The organism is Mesorhizobium sp. BR1-1-4, from assembly GCF_020165375.1.
Taxonomy (GTDB): domain Bacteria; phylum Pseudomonadota; class Alphaproteobacteria; order Rhizobiales; family Rhizobiaceae; genus Mesorhizobium; species Mesorhizobium australicum.
Genome location: NZ_JAIUIB010000010.1, coordinates 159,435 through 173,363, shown reverse-complemented (window position 1 = coordinate 173,363; position 13,929 = coordinate 159,435). Strand labels below are relative to the sequence as shown.

The 13,929-nt window shown below is 63.7% G+C and carries 16 protein-coding genes and 1 pseudogene; 8 read left to right on the top strand and 9 right to left on the bottom strand.

Going from position 1 to position 13,929, the window contains the following annotated elements:
- Positions 1 to 80: 80 nt before the first annotated feature.
- Positions 81 to 842: a GGDEF domain-containing protein gene (locus LB571_RS22210; RefSeq protein WP_140615443.1), complete on the bottom strand. Its 762-nt coding sequence runs from the start codon at positions 840 to 842 to the stop codon at positions 81 to 83.
- Between the two features lie 163 nt (positions 843 to 1,005).
- On the opposite strand from LB571_RS22210, the gene LB571_RS22205 reads away from it, so the two are divergent.
- The gene (locus LB571_RS22205) at positions 1,006 to 1,710 is read left to right on the top strand and encodes a pyrimidine 5'-nucleotidase (protein ID WP_015314425.1); all 705 of its coding nucleotides are present in this window, start codon (positions 1,006 to 1,008) and stop codon (positions 1,708 to 1,710) included.
- Between the two features lie 98 nt (positions 1,711 to 1,808).
- Here the strand turns inward: LB571_RS22205 and LB571_RS22200 are convergent, their stop codons facing one another.
- Positions 1,809 to 2,657, bottom strand: coding sequence for an LOG family protein (locus LB571_RS22200; RefSeq protein WP_015314426.1), 849 nt, complete (start codon positions 2,655 to 2,657; stop codon positions 1,809 to 1,811).
- 142 nt (positions 2,658 to 2,799) lie between these two features.
- Here LB571_RS22200 and dapD point away from each other — a divergent pair, with 142 nt between their 5' ends.
- From dapD to LB571_RS22180, 4 genes are all read left to right on the top strand, one after another.
- The gene (gene dapD / locus LB571_RS22195; RefSeq protein ID WP_015314427.1) at positions 2,800 to 3,654 is read left to right on the top strand and encodes a 2,3,4,5-tetrahydropyridine-2,6-dicarboxylate N-succinyltransferase; all 855 of its coding nucleotides are present in this window, start codon (positions 2,800 to 2,802) and stop codon (positions 3,652 to 3,654) included.
- 71 nt (positions 3,655 to 3,725) lie between these two features.
- Positions 3,726 to 4,088, top strand: coding sequence for a DUF805 domain-containing protein (locus LB571_RS22190; protein WP_140789931.1), 363 nt, complete (start codon positions 3,726 to 3,728; stop codon positions 4,086 to 4,088).
- Positions 4,081 to 4,464 (top strand): DUF805 domain-containing protein, encoded by a 384-nt coding sequence (locus tag LB571_RS22185; protein ID WP_224597954.1) that lies wholly within the window; start codon positions 4,081 to 4,083, stop codon positions 4,462 to 4,464. The genes LB571_RS22190 and LB571_RS22185 overlap by 8 nt, the downstream gene beginning before the upstream one ends.
- Positions 4,465 to 4,533: 69 nt before the next feature.
- Positions 4,534 to 5,310, top strand: a complete 777-nt coding sequence (locus tag LB571_RS22180; protein WP_140711705.1) for a hypothetical protein — start codon at positions 4,534 to 4,536, stop codon at positions 5,308 to 5,310.
- Here LB571_RS22180 and LB571_RS22175 read toward each other — a convergent pair.
- Positions 5,210 to 6,252 (bottom strand): annotated as a pseudogene (locus LB571_RS22175) (2-dehydropantoate 2-reductase). The gene LB571_RS22180 and the pseudogene LB571_RS22175 sit on opposite strands and share 101 nt — an antisense overlap.
- A 125-nt stretch (positions 6,253 to 6,377) precedes the next feature.
- Between LB571_RS22175 and dapE the strand changes: the two are divergent.
- Together dapE and LB571_RS22165 are read left to right on the top strand one after the other, a co-directional pair.
- Positions 6,378 to 7,571: a succinyl-diaminopimelate desuccinylase gene (gene dapE / locus LB571_RS22170; protein WP_224597951.1), complete on the top strand. Its 1,194-nt coding sequence runs from the start codon at positions 6,378 to 6,380 to the stop codon at positions 7,569 to 7,571.
- 5 nt (positions 7,572 to 7,576) lie between these two features.
- Positions 7,577 to 8,209, top strand: coding sequence for a transporter (locus LB571_RS22165; protein WP_224597948.1), 633 nt, complete (start codon positions 7,577 to 7,579; stop codon positions 8,207 to 8,209).
- Positions 8,210 to 8,240: 31 nt separating this feature from the next.
- Here the strand turns inward: LB571_RS22165 and truA are convergent, their stop codons facing one another.
- Genes truA through def form a run of 4 tightly spaced genes read right to left on the bottom strand, consistent with a single transcriptional unit; the run spans position 8,241 to position 11,008 of the window.
- A complete protein-coding gene (gene truA, locus LB571_RS22160) occupies positions 8,241 to 8,993 on the bottom strand; it encodes a tRNA pseudouridine(38-40) synthase TruA (protein WP_224584121.1) in 753 nt (250 codons plus the stop codon).
- A 23-nt stretch (positions 8,994 to 9,016) separates the two neighbouring features.
- On the bottom strand, positions 9,017 to 9,523 hold the full coding sequence (locus LB571_RS22155) for a GNAT family N-acetyltransferase (protein ID WP_141905997.1): 507 nt from the start codon (positions 9,521 to 9,523) through the stop codon (positions 9,017 to 9,019).
- The gene (fmt, locus tag LB571_RS22150) at positions 9,520 to 10,473 is read right to left on the bottom strand and encodes a methionyl-tRNA formyltransferase (protein ID WP_224597945.1); all 954 of its coding nucleotides are present in this window, start codon (positions 10,471 to 10,473) and stop codon (positions 9,520 to 9,522) included. The genes LB571_RS22155 and fmt overlap by 4 nt, the downstream gene beginning before the upstream one ends.
- A 4-nt stretch (positions 10,474 to 10,477) precedes the next feature.
- A complete protein-coding gene (gene def, locus LB571_RS22145) occupies positions 10,478 to 11,008 on the bottom strand; it encodes a peptide deformylase (protein WP_015314437.1) in 531 nt (176 codons plus the stop codon).
- A 103-nt stretch (positions 11,009 to 11,111) separates the two neighbouring features.
- Here def and LB571_RS22140 point away from each other — a divergent pair, with 103 nt between their 5' ends.
- Positions 11,112 to 12,368: a DNA recombination protein RmuC gene (locus LB571_RS22140; protein WP_015314438.1), complete on the top strand. Its 1,257-nt coding sequence runs from the start codon at positions 11,112 to 11,114 to the stop codon at positions 12,366 to 12,368.
- 3 nt (positions 12,369 to 12,371) lie between these two features.
- Here the strand turns inward: LB571_RS22140 and LB571_RS22135 are convergent, their stop codons facing one another.
- Positions 12,372 to 12,776 carry a GFA family protein gene (locus LB571_RS22135; protein ID WP_015314439.1) on the bottom strand — a complete coding sequence of 135 codons (405 nt, stop codon included), beginning with the start codon at positions 12,774 to 12,776 and terminating at the stop codon, positions 12,372 to 12,374.
- Positions 12,777 to 12,902: 126 nt separating this feature from the next.
- On the bottom strand, positions 12,903 to 13,856 hold the full coding sequence (locus LB571_RS22130; protein WP_140711717.1) for a cation diffusion facilitator family transporter: 954 nt from the start codon (positions 13,854 to 13,856) through the stop codon (positions 12,903 to 12,905).
- Between the last annotated feature and the right edge of the window lie 73 nt (positions 13,857 to 13,929).

The following is a 13,929-nucleotide window of genomic DNA, read 5'->3' as shown; positions in this document are numbered from 1 at the left end:
TAAAAAGCCTGACAAGCGGACAACCGGATGCAAACAGGGTTAGAGATTTCTTAACCGGCCGGGTGTGCTGGCCAACCCGCTCATGCGGCTTCGGAAATGTCGGTATCGAGGATCGTCAGGTTGCGGCCCGCATGCTTGGCCTGGTAGAGGCGCCGGTCCGCGGCGCGCATCAGGTCCGATACGTTGACATCCTCGCCGCACACGGTGCCGCCGATGCTAACGGTCAACGGAATGGTTCGCTCATCGACGGGTCGGAAGCGGATCAGCTCGACCTCGCGACGGATCCGTTCGGCAACGCGCTTGGCCTCCTGTTCCGTGGCTCCGGTCAGAAACGCGCCGAACTCCTCGCCGCCGATCCGGCCGAGCACGTCGCCGCTGCGCACGCCGCGCTCGATGGCGCTGGCGATCAACAGCAGCGCGTCGTCCCCGGTCAGGTGACCGAAATTGTCATTGATCTTCTTGAAATGATCGGCGTCGATGATCAGCAGCGCGCCGCGGTCGGACTTGCGCCGGGAGCCGTCCAACGCGGCAAAGAAGCTTTCCCGGTTGAGCATGCCGGTCATGTCGTCGCGGCTCGCCTTTTCCGCCAGGCGGCGGTGCGCCGCGGCGAGTTGGGCATGGGCACGGGCCAATTCGCGATGGGCATTTTTCAACCTGTCGCTCTGCCAGAACGTGCCGGCGCATGCCGTCCAGGCAAGGACCAGCGGACAGACCGTCGACGTCAGCCAGATCGTGCGCGTGACCGGGAATCCCATCGCTGGGACTATGATCAATGTCAGCAGGAGCGAGGCAGCGACGGAGGCGAAGGCGATGGCGGCGGATTTGAGAATAATGCTATTCATCGCGGGCTCCCCACAGGACTTGTCTCTGTGCCAGCAAGCCCTGAAGGCCACCTTTCCGGGATGGCTAAAATTTGAATCGTGGGGCCATTTCCGCCACTCTCGACGCGCATAAGTTGTGGATAAAGTCGCTTTCAGAATCCCTGTTTCATGCCATAAGGAGCGCATGACCACGCTTCCCGATCCCGCCCGCTTCGCCCATGTCACCGACTGGGTGTTCGACCTCGACAACACGCTCTACCCGCATCACTCGAATTTGTTCTCGCAGATCGACGTCAAGATGACCGCCTATGTCGGGGAACTGCTGGCGCTGCCGCGCGAGGAGGCGCGCAAGCTGCAGAAGGAGCTCTATCGCGAATACGGCACGACGCTGAACGGGCTGATGACGCGCCACGGCATCGATCCCGACGACTTTCTGGAGAAGGTCCATGACATCGACTATTCGTGGCTGGTGCCCGATCCTGTTCTCGGCACCGCCATCCGCCAGCTTCCCGGCCGCAAATTCATCTTCACCAATGGCGACCGCAGGCATGCCGAGCGCACCGCGCGCCAACTTGGCATCCTCGACCATTTCGACGACATTTTCGATATCGTCGCTGCCGGCCTCAATCCCAAGCCGGCGCGTCAGACCTACGAGAAGTTCGCCGAACTGCACGCCGTCACCGGCCACAATGCCGTGATGTTCGAGGACCTTGCCCGCAACCTGGCCGTGCCGAAGTCTCTGGGCATGACCACGGTTCTCGTGGTGCCGCGCAATTTCGAGCCGACCTTCTCGGAAATCTGGGAACGCGACCCGGCGCAGGAAGACGACGTCGACTACGTCACCGACGATCTCGCGGAATTTTTGACGGGAATAGTGAGTAGTGAGTAGTGAGTAGTGAGTAGTGAGTAGTGAGTAGTGGAGGAGCACACCTTTCGCTCGCTCACTACTGACTAATCCCTACTCACTAATTCCCACTGCCTACTCACTCACTCACTCCCTAGCTTATAGAAGCGGCTGATGATGCCCCACGCTTCGTCGGCTGTGTCGACGAAATCGATGATGTCCTGGTCGCCCGGGCTGATCGTGCCCTGCTCGGCGAGGAAGTCGAGGTCGATCGCCCGCTTCCAGAAGGACTTGCCGAACAGGATCACCGGCACGCGCTCCATGCGTCCGGTCTGGATCAGCGTCAGCGTCTCGAAGAACTCGTCCATCGTGCCGAAGCCGCCGGGAAACACCGCCACGGCCTTGGCGCGCATGACGAAGTGCATCTTGCGGATGGCGAAATAGTGGAAGTTGAAACAGAGCTCCGGCGTCACATAGGGGTTCGGCGCCTGCTCGTGCGGCAGCACGATGTTGAGCCCGATCGACGGCGCGCCGACATCATCGGCGCCGCGGTTTCCCGCTTCCATGACGCCCGGACCGCCACCGGTCACCACCACATATTCGCGATAATATGAAGTGGCCGACTGCTGCGAGCAGAGGCGGGCGAATTTGCGCGCCTCCTCGTAATATTTGCTGTTTTCCTCAAGGTTCTTCTTCTGCATCTCGTTCTTGGCCGCCCAGGCCTCGCCGCCGGGCTCCGGCAGGCGCGCGCCGCCGAACAGGATCACGGTCGAACGAATGCCGCGCTCGGCGAGGATCATTTCCGGCTTCAGCAGTTCCAGTTGCAGCCTGACGGCGCGCAGCTCGCGCCGGGTCATGAAGTCGGGATCGTTCCAGGCCAGGCGGTAGGTCTCGGCCCGCGTTTGCGGCGTGTCCGGCACGCTTTTCGACCGCTCCAGATCCTCATCCGAGTGCGGCAGCGGCGTCCATCCCGCCTTTTCCATGGGAGTCATCGAATCCACCCGTCCATTCCTTTACTTGCGCCGTCCCATGACGCTGGCGCGATTGACCCCCATTCCACCTTAACATAGGGTCCGCGCGACTTTTAAACAGGTTAAGGCGCAGCCCTTAACAGCTTGGTAATGGAGCAAATTCATGTCGAAGCCCGATCTGGCGAGCCTCGAAAAGACCATCGACAGGGCCTTCGAGGAACGCGACGCCATTTCGACCGCGACCCGCGGCGAGGTGCGCGACGCCATTCAGTCGGCACTCGACCTGCTCGACCGCGGCACCGCCCGCGTCGCCGAGCGGCAGGCCGACGGCAAGTGGCATGTCAACCAGTGGCTGAAGAAGGCGGTGCTGCTCTCCTTCCGGCTCAATCCGATGGAGATCATCAAGGGCGGCCCCGGCGAGGCCGTGTGGTGGGACAAGGTGGCGTCCAAGTTCGACGGCTGGGGCGCCGTCGATTTCGAGAAGGCGGGCTTCCGCGCCGTGCCGTCGTCGATCGTGCGCCGTTCGGCCTATGTCGCGCCGGGCGCGGTTTTGATGCCGTCCTTCGTCAATGTCGGCGCCTATGTCGATAGCGGCACCATGGTCGATACCTGGGCCTCGGTCGGCTCCTGCGCCCAGATCGGCAAGAACGTCCACCTTTCGGGCGGCGTCGGCATCGGCGGCGTGCTGGAGCCGATGCAGGCCGGCCCCACCATCATCGAGGACAATTGCTTCATCGGGGCGCGTTCCGAAGTGGTCGAGGGCTGCATCGTGCGCGAAGGCTCCGTTCTGGGCATGGGCGTCTTCATCGGCCAGTCGACCAAGATCGTCGACCGCGCCACCGGCGAGATCTTCTATGGCGAGGTGCCGCCGAATTCCGTGGTCGTCGCCGGCTCGCTACCGGGCAAGGCATTTCCAAACAACGAGCCGGGCCCAGGTCTCTACTGCGCTGTCATCGTCAAGCGGGTCGACGCCAAGACCCGGTCCAAAACCTCGATCAACGAATTGCTGCGCGATTGATCTTTCCGCCGGGCAGGCGCACCTTCCGCCGGCGCGACAATCGGCCGCGCTGGTTCAACTGGAGGGGTGACATGGACTGGAAATATCTGCTCACAAGCTTTGATGGCCGTATCAACCGGGGCAAGTTCTGGGCTGGCATCGGCGTATTCATCGTTATCGGCGTTATTGCTTTCATTCTCGATGCGATCCTCGGCACGCGTGTCACCACGGCCAGCGGTGCCCAGATCGGCATCATCGGCATCCTCTTCGCGCTGGCATCGATCTATTTCGCGATTGCCCTCTATGCCAAACGCTGGCACGACCGCAACAAGTCGGGCTGGTGGACGCTGATTGGCTTCGTACCCGTCATCGGCGGCATCTGGCTGCTGGTCGAACTCGGCATTCTCGAAGGCACCAGGGGTGCCAATCAATATGGATCGGACCCGCTTGCCTGAAAGATCGGATCTCAACTGGCTTTTCCTCAAGACCTCGGGCCGCGTCAGCCGCGCGGCCTATTTTCTCGGCGGGTTGCTCGTCGCCATCATCCAGGCATTTCCGCTGTACCGCTTCACGCTGGTGCCGGAGGGTTCGGCCGAGAGCAACATGTGGTCGTTCATCTTCTTCATCGCCTTCATCGCCTCGCTGTGGTCGAACATCGCGCTGGCGGTGAAGCGGCTGCACGACCTCGACAAGCCGGGTATCGCCGCGCTGATCCTGTTCGTGCCGGTCGTCTCGATCGTCGCCTTCCTTGTGTTGTGCCTGTTTCCAGGGCAGCCTGGACCCAACCGTTATGGCCGGCGCACCAACGAGCCGGCAGAATCAAAGAAATAGAGCATGACGTCGTCGGAAAACCGCTTCACACTTTTCGGCATCATGCCCTAGGGGGCCGATCGGATCGCCATGCGCTACCGCACGCTTGATCCGAAACTGATCATCGAAACCGCCGAGCGGCTGGAAGGGCGTGTGGCCGACCGTTTTCCGGAGGCCGGGTTGCGCGGCGTTGCCGCCGAACTTGTGTCGCTGTCGCGCGATCTGGCCAAGGCCGCCAAGGCCCTGGAAGCGCCTATATGGTGGCTGCGTGGCATCATCGTCGCCTCCGTCATCGCGGGCGCGCTGATCTTCCTGTTCGTCGGCACCATCCTGCCGCTCATTCACATCTCCCAGGCCGACGACGCGGTCCAGTCGGTGCAAGGCATCGAAGCCACGATCAACATGATCATCCTCGCCGTGCTCGGCTTCCTGGCCCTGATCCGCACCGAGGAGCGCATCAAGCGCAAGCAGGTGTTTCGCCAGTTGCACGGCCTCAGATCGCTGATCCATGTCATCGACATGCACCAGTTGACCAAGGATCCGGCGGCGCTGTCGGCCAGCTTCAAGCCGACGGCGCATTCGCCGGCCCGTCTCACCAATGCCGCGGATCTCGCGCGCTATCTCGACTATTGCTCCGAAATGCTGTCGATCACCGGCAAGATCGCGGCGCTGTTCGCGCAATCCGTCAATGACGCCGTCGTCATCGACGGCGTCAACGACATCGAGAACCTGGCGTCCAACCTGTCGCGCAAGATCTGGCAGAAGATCACGTTGATCGACGGCCGGACGGCGGCGCCACAACCTTCTCCGGCACCAGGCTTGGCGAGCCAAGCCGCTCGGCTTCCGCCGCGCGCACCAGCGCGCTGATAAGCTGGACCGTCGGCGCCGGCGTACCGGCTTTTTCAGCGAGCCGCAAAACAGCGCCCTGCAAGTCGTCGATCTCGGTCGACCGGCCACGCTGCAGATCGTCCCACATCGACGAGCGCGCCTCGAGATCGATCGCCAGCATGCGCCGGGCCAGGAGCTTGAACAGCCAGTCGGGCAACCTGAGCACCTTCGGCAGCAGCGTCGGGCGCAGGCCGGCGATCCGCGCCGGCTCGATGCCGGAGGCTTTCATCGCCAGCAAGGCCTCGTCGATCTGGCTGGCCAGGATCAGCCGCCAGCGCCGGTCAGCGAGTTCAGTTGCCAGCGGCAGGCCCGACAGCGCCACCAGCGCATTGTTCAGGTTCATCAGAAGCTTGCCCCACAGCACGGCCTTCATATCGCCACGCGTTTCGACAGCCAGGCCTTCGGTGTCGAGAAGGTCGGCAAGGCCGACATCGCCCTTTTCGACCATCACCTTGCCGTCGCTGGCGCGGTGGACGCGCAACGGCAGCTCTCCATCGGCTGATTGCACGACATTGAACGGCACCATGCCAGCCAGCACCGTTCGCTGGCCAAGCGCCCCTCGGAGCCTGTCGGCGTTGTCGACGCCATTCTGCAGGCTTACCACCACGGCATCGGGACGGGCATGGGCCTTGATGAGTGCCGCCATTTCCCGCGTCGCGCCGCTCTTGACGGTGACCAGGATCACATCGGCCCCCGGCAAGGACGCGGCCGGATCGGCGGTGACGACAAGCTCTGCCGGCTTGATCAGGCGATCGCGGCCCTCGAGGTCGCTGACGCGCAATCCGCCCTGCCGGAGCGCTGCCTCGATGCGCAGCCTGGCAAGCAGGACAACCCGCCGCCGGCGAGCGCCAGGCAGCCGCCGGCATAACAGCCAATGCTGCCGGCGCCGGCGATGACGATCCTCTTTTCGCCGTTTGCCATCTCTTACTCCGCATCAGCCAGAACTATACGACATGAAAACCATAATGTCGGCGGTATCGTCGGCCATTGGCTTGGCCCTATGTCTGGCCGTGACAGGCCATTCGCTTTCGACTATCGCTTTTGCCATGACGCTGCCGACTGACCCCGCCGCAAACCTTGCCTCTCTCATCCGCTGTGCCTCGGTGACACCAGCCGAAGGCGGCGTGCTGAGCGCGCTGGAGGCGATGCTGAAGCCGCTCGGCTTCCTGGTCGATCGGCCGGTGTTCTCCGAAGACGGCACGCCCGACATCGAAAACCTCTATGCACGGCGCTCCGGCAATGGCCCGCATCTGATGTTCGCGGGTCATACCGACGTGGTGCCGGTCGGCGACGAAGCCGCCTGGACGCATCCGCCTTTCGCCGCCGACATCGCCAACGGCGAAATGTATGGCCGCGGCGCGGTCGACATGAAGGGCGGCATTGCCTGCTTCATCGCCGCGGTGGCGCGCCACGTCGAGGCGAATGGTGGCCCGAAGGGCTCGGTCTCGCTGCTGATCACCGGCGACGAGGAAGGGCCTGCCATCAACGGCACGGTCAAGCTGCTCGAATGGGCCGCGTCCAAAGGCGAGAAATGGGACGCGTCGATCGTCGGCGAGCCGACCAATCCGGACACGCTCGGCGACATGATCAAGATCGGCAGGCGCGGCTCGATGTCGGGGAGCATCACCGTCAATGGCCGCCAGGGCCATGCCGCTTATCCGCAGCTTGCCGACAACCCGGTGCGCGGCCTGATGAGCCTGGTGGACGCCTTGCTGCATCCCGTCTTCGACAAGGGAACCAAGGATTTCCAGCCGACCAACCTCGAGGTGACCTCCATCGATGTCGGCAACCCGGCCACCAACGTCATTCCCGCCAAGGCAACCGCCACCTTCAACATCCGCTTCAACGACAGCTGGACGGCCGAGACGGTCCAGGCGGAAATCCACAACCGCCTCGATCAGGCGGCTGGGCGCAAGAAATACCGGCCGGGCAAGAAGACGCCAGTCGACTATGAGCTGGTCTGGCGCGACCGGCCGAGCCACGTCTTCCTGACCCGCGACGACAGGCTGGTCGAGACGCTGAGCGGCTCGGTCAAGGCGGTGGTCGGCAAAAAGCCGGCGCTATCCACCTCCGGCGGCACATCGGATGCGCGCTTCATCAAGGATTATTGCCCGGTGGTCGAATTCGGCCTGGTCGGCAAGACCATGCACATGGTCGACGAGCGCGTGGCCATCGCCGATCTGGAAACGCTGACGCGGATCTACCAGCGCTTCATCGACGACTGGTTCGGACAGGGCTGATCAGCATGCTTTCGGCGGACGAAACCCAAGCTTCGCTGACCGGCGCCTGGCGGCTGATGCTCGGCAAGGCCGACGGCCTGCGCCTGCTCGACCTCACGGCCGACGGCTTCTGGAATTCGTTCTTCGCCATCATCGTCGCGGCACCGGCGCTGATCGTCGGCTGGGTCGGCATCGCCAACGAGATCGGCGATCCCGATACCTTCGCCGGCCGCTTCAGCATGCTGGTGCGACTGGCGACGGTCGATATCGGCTCCTGGGTACTGCCGCTGGTGGCGCTCGCCTTGGTGGCGCGGCGCGCCGGCATCGGCGGGCGCTTCGTCCACTATGTCGTGGCCAGCAACTGGGCCTCGGCGATCACTGCCTGGCTGATGCTGCCTTCGGCGCTGATCAGGCTTTTCCTGTCCTCGGCAAGCCAGGTCTCGAGCCTTGTGTCGCTGCTGTTATTTTCCCTGTCGATGGTGCTGACCTGGCGCATGACCAACGCGACGATCGGCAGGGGCGCTGCCTTCGGCACCGCCGTTTTCGTCGGCATGTTCGTCGCTTCGCTGCTGGTGCTGTTCGGACTGCAGATGCTGCTTGGCATCTCCGTGCCGGACGATGTCGGGGGCCAGAGCCTTTCCGGGCTTTATCCCGGATAGAACCAGGATTCTACCCGGGAGAACCAGGGTTCTACCCGGGATAATCGACGCCAATGAGAAAAAGCCCGTCGGGCGGCGCCACCTGGCCGCAGGCGGCGCGGTTTCGCGCCTCGAGCGCCGCCTTGAGGTCGCCCGATGTCCAGCCGCCGTCGCCGACCCGCTTCAGCGAGCCGACCATCGAGCGCACCTGGTTGTGCAGGAAGGATCGTGCCGATGCCCTCACCTCGATCAGATCATCGCCCGCCCGGCTCACATCGAGCCGCTCCAATGTCCTGATCGGGCTGTTGGCCTGGCACTGCGTCGAGCGGAAGGTGGTGAAGTCGTGCCGGCCGAGCAGGAGCTTCGCCGCCTCGTGCATGGCGGCGGCATCGAGCCGCTTCGGTACCCACCACACCTTACCCTTCTCCAGCGCCGAGGGCGCCCGCCGGTTGAGGATGCGGTAGAGATAGTGCCGGCCGATGGCGGAGAAACGGGCATCGAAATCGTCCGGGACGATCGTGGCCTTCAGGATGACTATGCGCGCGCCGGCCGCCTGCAGGTGTGCATTGACGGCATCGCGCACCTTGTCGTCGGGCCACGCCTTGGCAAGGTCGACATGCGCCACCTGCGCGGTCGCGTGCACGCCGGCATCGGTGCGGCCGGCGGCGCGCAGCCGGACCGCCTCGCCGCAGAATTTCTCGATCGCCTGCTCGATCGCCTGCTGCACCGAAGGCTGGTCGGCCTGATGCTGCCAGCCGGCAAACAGGCTGCCGTCATATTCGATATCGAGGCGAAAACGCGGCATGCCGGTCGGCTATACGCCCCCGCCTAGGCGGCGAGAGCGGTGAAGGCGGAGGCGTAGACCAGCCTGCCGGATTCGGGAGCTTCGCCCCAGGCCAGCGCCTGCAGCGCCTCGCCCTGGTATTCGCTTTCGAACTTTTCTGCGCGGGCGTGGCTATAGCCGAAACGGCCGTAATAGGCCGGATCGCCCAGCACGACGGCCAGTGTCTCGCCGGCGTCCTTGAGCCGGATATGAGCCTCGCGGATCAAGGCGCCGCCGATGCCGGAGCCGTGAAAGGAAGGCTCCACCGCCAGCGGGGCAAGCGCCACGGCGGCAAAGCTCTTGCCGCCGTTCTGCACGAACAGCCGCGAAAACAGGATATGGCCGACGGCCTGGCCGTCCTCTTCCGCCACCAGTTCGACGACGGCGTCACCGCCGGTCACCAACGCGTCGACCAGTCCGGCCTCCGTCTGCTGGCCGAAAGCGTGTTCCTCGACGAGGCGGATGGCCTCGCGGTCCCGCGGCGTCGCCGCGCGTATCGACATCATGCTCATGAGAATTTCAGTCCTTTTTCGATCTTGGCTCCGCGCAAGAATTCCGACGCGGCGGCGGGCTTTCCGCCCGCACGTTGAACTTCGACCAGCCTGACCGCGCCTTTTCCGCAGGCGACTGTCAGCCGGTCATCGAGAATTCCTCCCGACTCGCCCAAATCTTCCGAAGGCGACACGCCTTCGGATAGCGTCGAGCGAAGCAGTTTCAGCCGTTCCATACGGCCGCCAATTTCAATCTCGGACCAGGCGCCGGGAAACGGCGACAGGCCACGAATGTGATTGTGAACCTCGGCCGCGGGCCGTGTCCACTCCACGCGCGTCTCGGATTTATCGATTTTCCTGGCGTAAGTCACCCCTTCGGCCGCCTGCGCGGTAAATGCCAGGGTGTTCTGTTCCAGCCGCGCCAACGCTTCCACCATCAGGGCAGCGCCGACACTCATCAACCGATCATGCAGATCGCCGGCTGTTATATCGGGGCCGATGGCGCATTTTTCAACCAGTCCCACCGGGCCGGTATCCAGCCCCGCCTCCATGCGCATCACCATCATGCCGGTCTCGGTATCTCCAGCCATGATGGCGCGCTGGATCGGCGCGGCGCCACGCCAGCGCGGCAAAAGCGATGCGTGGCCGTTGACGCAGCCAAGCCGGGGTGCGTCAAGAATTGCCTTGGGCAACAGCAATCCATAGGCGACGACCACGGCGATATCGCCGCCGAGGTCGGCAAAAGCAGCCTGCTCGGCCTCGCTTTTCAACGATGCCGGCGTTCGCGCCTCGATGCCAAGCCGCCCGGCCTCGCGCTGCACCGGTGACGGCGTCAGTTCCAACCCGCGCCGGCCGGCGGCGCGCGGTGGCTGCGTGTAGACGGCTGAAATCTCGTGGCCAGCCTCGGCGATGGCGCGCAGCGTCGGCACCGAAAACTCCGGCGTGCCCATGAAGATGACGCGAAGGGGCATTGCCCTATCCCACCAGCTTGCCTGGCGCCTTGTCCCTGGCGAGCTTCTTGAACTTCTTCACCACCATGTCGCGCTTCAGCTTCGAGATGTGGTCGATGAACAGCACGCCGTTGAGGTGGTCGATTTCGTGCTGCAGGCAGGTTGCCATCAGCCCCTCGGCCTCGATCTCCTGCAGCTTGCCGTCACGGTCCAGATATTTGACCCTCACCGAAGCCGGGCGCTCGACCTCGGCATAGTAATCAGGGATCGACAGACAGCCTTCCTCGTAGACGGACCGCGCGTCGGCGCTTTCGAGAATTTCCGGGTTGATGAAGACGTGTGGCGCCGGGGTTTCGTCTTCCTTGGCGAGATCGATCACCAGCATGCGCAGCGGCTCGCCGACCTGGATTGCCGCCAACCCGATGCCGGGTGCGTCATACATAGTTGCCAGCATATCGTCGGCCAGTTTGCGTACCGGCGCGTCGACGCGCTCCACCGGCTTGGAGACCTGGCGCAGGATGGGATCGGGAAGAATGATAAGCGGCTTGATCGGCATGGCGTTTCACCTAAGACCTCAATAGAAAGGCGTCAACCGGTGCGCCTGCGCCTCGTTCACGTTTTGATCTGTGCCAGACCGCCGAATCGGCTATGCTGTCCACATGAATGATCTGAGCACCATCCTTTCGGAGCCCGCCGCACGGCTCGGCGCCTCGACTATCACGCTCGGCCACGTCTTGGCCGTCGCCACATTGCTGTTTCTCGGCTTGTTCGTGGCGCTCGTCATCGCGCTGTGGCGCTCGGCCAAGGCGCGCGCGGTCGCCGCAGCGGAAGCCGCCGACCATGCCCGCGACGCCGAGGCGCGGATGGCCGGCATTCTGCAATCCCAGGCCGAGATGCAGGGCCGCATGGGCGCCATCGCCGAAGTGTTCGGCGCCCGCCAAGCCGAATTGACGCAGTCGATCGGCCAGCGGCTCGACGCCATGACCGGCCGCATCGGCCAGACCATGACCGAGCAGACCAAGTCCACGCATGAGAGCCTCGCGAAACTGCAGGAGCGGCTGGCGGTCATCGACACCGCGCAAGGCAACATCCAGTCGCTGGCCGGCCAGGTCGTGCAGCTGCAGGCGATCCTCTCCAACAAGCAGACGCGCGGCGCCTTCGGCCAGTCGCGCATGGAGGCGATCGTCGCCGACGGCCTGCCGCACGGCGCCTACGAATTCCAGGCGACGCTGTCGAACGGCAGCCGGCCGGACTGCCTGGTGAAAATGCCGAACGGCGCGCCGTCGCTTGCCATCGATGCCAAATTTCCCCTGGAAGCGTGGAATGCCATCCGGGCCGCCGATAACGCCGACCTGCAGAAGGTCGCGGCCCAGGCCTTCCGCCGCGATATCGAGGTCCATATCCGCGACATTTCGGAAAAATACCTGCTGCAGGGCGAAACCCAGGACACCGCCTTCATGTTCGTGCCGTCGGAATCGGTGTTCGCCGAAATCCACGAGAATTTCGAAGCGGTTGTCCAGAAGGCGCACCGTGCCCGCGTCATCATCGTCTCGCCTTCGCTCTTGATGCTGTCGATCCAGGTCATCCAGGCGATCCTCAAGGATGCGCGCATGCGCGAGCAGGCGCATCTGATCCAGGGCGAAGTCATCAGGCTGATGGAAGACGTCCAGCGTGTCGACGAGCGGGTGCGCAAATTGCAGGGCCATTTCGGCCAGTCGGCCAAGGACATCGAAGACATACTCGTCTCGACCTCGAAAGTGACCAAGCGTGGCCAGAAGATCGAGGCGCTGGAATTCGGAGAAGGCGAACCCGACGCCCCGCGCGGCGGCGCCCCTGCCAAGGTGGAGGCCGCACCGCGCGCTGCCGATTCAAAGACCGGGCAGCTGAGATTGAGGGTCGTCGAAGGCGACGACTGAACGCTACTGCTCTTCGACCGTCGTCATACCCTCGAATTCCGGAAGCCAGTGCAGCGCCGACCGGTGCCATTTCTGGTGTCTCGGGACCAGGTTCTGGCGCTGCCGCGAGGTCCCGACCCTGATCCCATAGACCTTCGGACCGTCGCCGACCGATGTCGCATAGAGATGCGAGCCGCAGTCGGCACAAAAAGCTTGCGTTCGCTTGGCGCCGCTCGCCACGGTCTTGATGTAGATCTTCGGTTCGCCGCTGGTGATCCGGTAGTGATCCTCCGTCGCAGGAACGGTAACGCGAAATGCCGTACCGGTCAGTTGCTGGCAATCGGTACAATGGCAGATCGAGGTCTTCTCCGGGTCGACCTCCGCCTCATAGGTGATGGCGCCACAATGGCAGCCGCCGTCGATCTTCATTGTCATTCCTCCAACTTCGATCGGCTGATTTTAGCGGCACGGAGACCCGAGGCAACGGCAGGGCGCTGGTCCAGAGGCCAGAATCCCGAAAAGTGCACCGCGGTGTCGCAAAGTTCGTACTCGAATCTATCCGGACGCGGATTCGATCAGCTTGCGCCGCTTTTCCCAGGTGCCTGACGTCTGCGGCTTGACGAACAGCCGCGTGATCTCAGGCATCTCCTTCTTCAACCGCGCCTCGATGCGCTCGACACAGGCCTCGATCTCCGGCGCCGACAAATGGTCCTCGAATTCGATGCTCAGGCCGGCGACGATTTCTTCCGGACCCATATGCACCGTCAGCACGCCGTTCGCCCGCTGCACCGCCGGATCCTGCTGGACGATCGCCAGCACCTTCCTCTGCACCTCGGGTGAGGCCGGCTCGCCGATGAGCAGGCCCTTGCTTTCACGCGCCAGGAAGATTGCCGTCGTGCCGAGGATGAGCGAGATGCCGATCGAGGCGGCGCCGTCGAGTTCGGGCATCTCGAAAATCTCCGCCGCCAATATGCCGGCAAAGGCGACGGCCAGGCCGAGAAGGGCGGCACTGTCTTCGAACAGCACGGTATAGACGCTCGGATCCTTGCTCGATTGCACGGCTTGCAGCCAGCCCTGCTTGCCCTTCTGCTTGCGGAATTCCTTCAGCGCCACCAGCCAGGAGCTGCCTTCGAACAGGAAGGACAGGCCGAGAACGATGTAGTTCACCCTAGCGTTGGCGACCGGCTCCGGCGCCATGATGTGGATGATGCCCTCGTAGAACGACACGCCAGCGCCCAGCGCGAAGACCAGAAGGGCGACGATGAAGCTCCAGAAATAGAGTTCACGGCCATGGCCGAGCGGGTGCGAGCTGTCCGCGGGGCGTGCCGCCCGGTGCATGCCGTAGAGCAACAGGCCGCCATTGCCTGTATCGACCAGCGAATGCACGCCTTCCGACAGCATGGCCGAACTGCCGGTGAAAAAGGCGGCGGCGAATTTGGTCAACGCTATGGCGAGATTGCCGGCGAGCGCCGCGTAGATAACCGTTCTGGAGCCGCCGTGCCCAGCCATGCAGGTTTTATCCTCTTCGAGGCAGTGTAGCGGCTCTGCCGCGGAGTTGCACAGCCATCACAACGCGCCAATC

What these genes read in the sequence shown, in the direction of transcription:
- LB571_RS22210 (WP_140615443.1), bottom strand. Translation starts at nt 842, where the DNA reads ATGAATAGCATTATTCTCAAATCCGCCGCCATCGCCTTCGCCTCCGTC.
- LB571_RS22205 (WP_015314425.1), top strand. Translation starts at nt 1,006, where the DNA reads ATGACCACGCTTCCCGATCCCGCCCGCTTCGCCCATGTCACCGACTGG.
- LB571_RS22200 (WP_015314426.1), bottom strand. Translation starts at nt 2,657, where the DNA reads ATGACTCCCATGGAAAAGGCGGGATGGACGCCGCTGCCGCACTCGGAT.
- dapD (WP_015314427.1), top strand. Translation starts at nt 2,800, where the DNA reads ATGTCGAAGCCCGATCTGGCGAGCCTCGAAAAGACCATCGACAGGGCC.
- LB571_RS22190 (WP_140789931.1), top strand. Translation starts at nt 3,726, where the DNA reads ATGGACTGGAAATATCTGCTCACAAGCTTTGATGGCCGTATCAACCGG.
- LB571_RS22180 (WP_140711705.1), top strand. Translation starts at nt 4,534, where the DNA reads ATGCGCTACCGCACGCTTGATCCGAAACTGATCATCGAAACCGCCGAG.
- dapE (WP_224597951.1), top strand. Translation starts at nt 6,378, where the DNA reads ATGACGCTGCCGACTGACCCCGCCGCAAACCTTGCCTCTCTCATCCGC.
- LB571_RS22165 (WP_224597948.1), top strand. Translation starts at nt 7,577, where the DNA reads ATGCTTTCGGCGGACGAAACCCAAGCTTCGCTGACCGGCGCCTGGCGG.
- truA (WP_224584121.1), bottom strand. Translation starts at nt 8,993, where the DNA reads ATGCCGCGTTTTCGCCTCGATATCGAATATGACGGCAGCCTGTTTGCC.
- LB571_RS22155 (WP_141905997.1), bottom strand. Translation starts at nt 9,523, where the DNA reads ATGAGCATGATGTCGATACGCGCGGCGACGCCGCGGGACCGCGAGGCC.
- fmt (WP_224597945.1), bottom strand. Translation starts at nt 10,473, where the DNA reads ATGCCCCTTCGCGTCATCTTCATGGGCACGCCGGAGTTTTCGGTGCCG.
- def (WP_015314437.1), bottom strand. Translation starts at nt 11,008, where the DNA reads ATGCCGATCAAGCCGCTTATCATTCTTCCCGATCCCATCCTGCGCCAG.
- LB571_RS22140 (WP_015314438.1), top strand. Translation starts at nt 11,112, where the DNA reads ATGAATGATCTGAGCACCATCCTTTCGGAGCCCGCCGCACGGCTCGGC.
- LB571_RS22135 (WP_015314439.1), bottom strand. Translation starts at nt 12,776, where the DNA reads ATGAAGATCGACGGCGGCTGCCATTGTGGCGCCATCACCTATGAGGCG.
- LB571_RS22130 (WP_140711717.1), bottom strand. Translation starts at nt 13,856, where the DNA reads ATGGCTGGGCACGGCGGCTCCAGAACGGTTATCTACGCGGCGCTCGCC.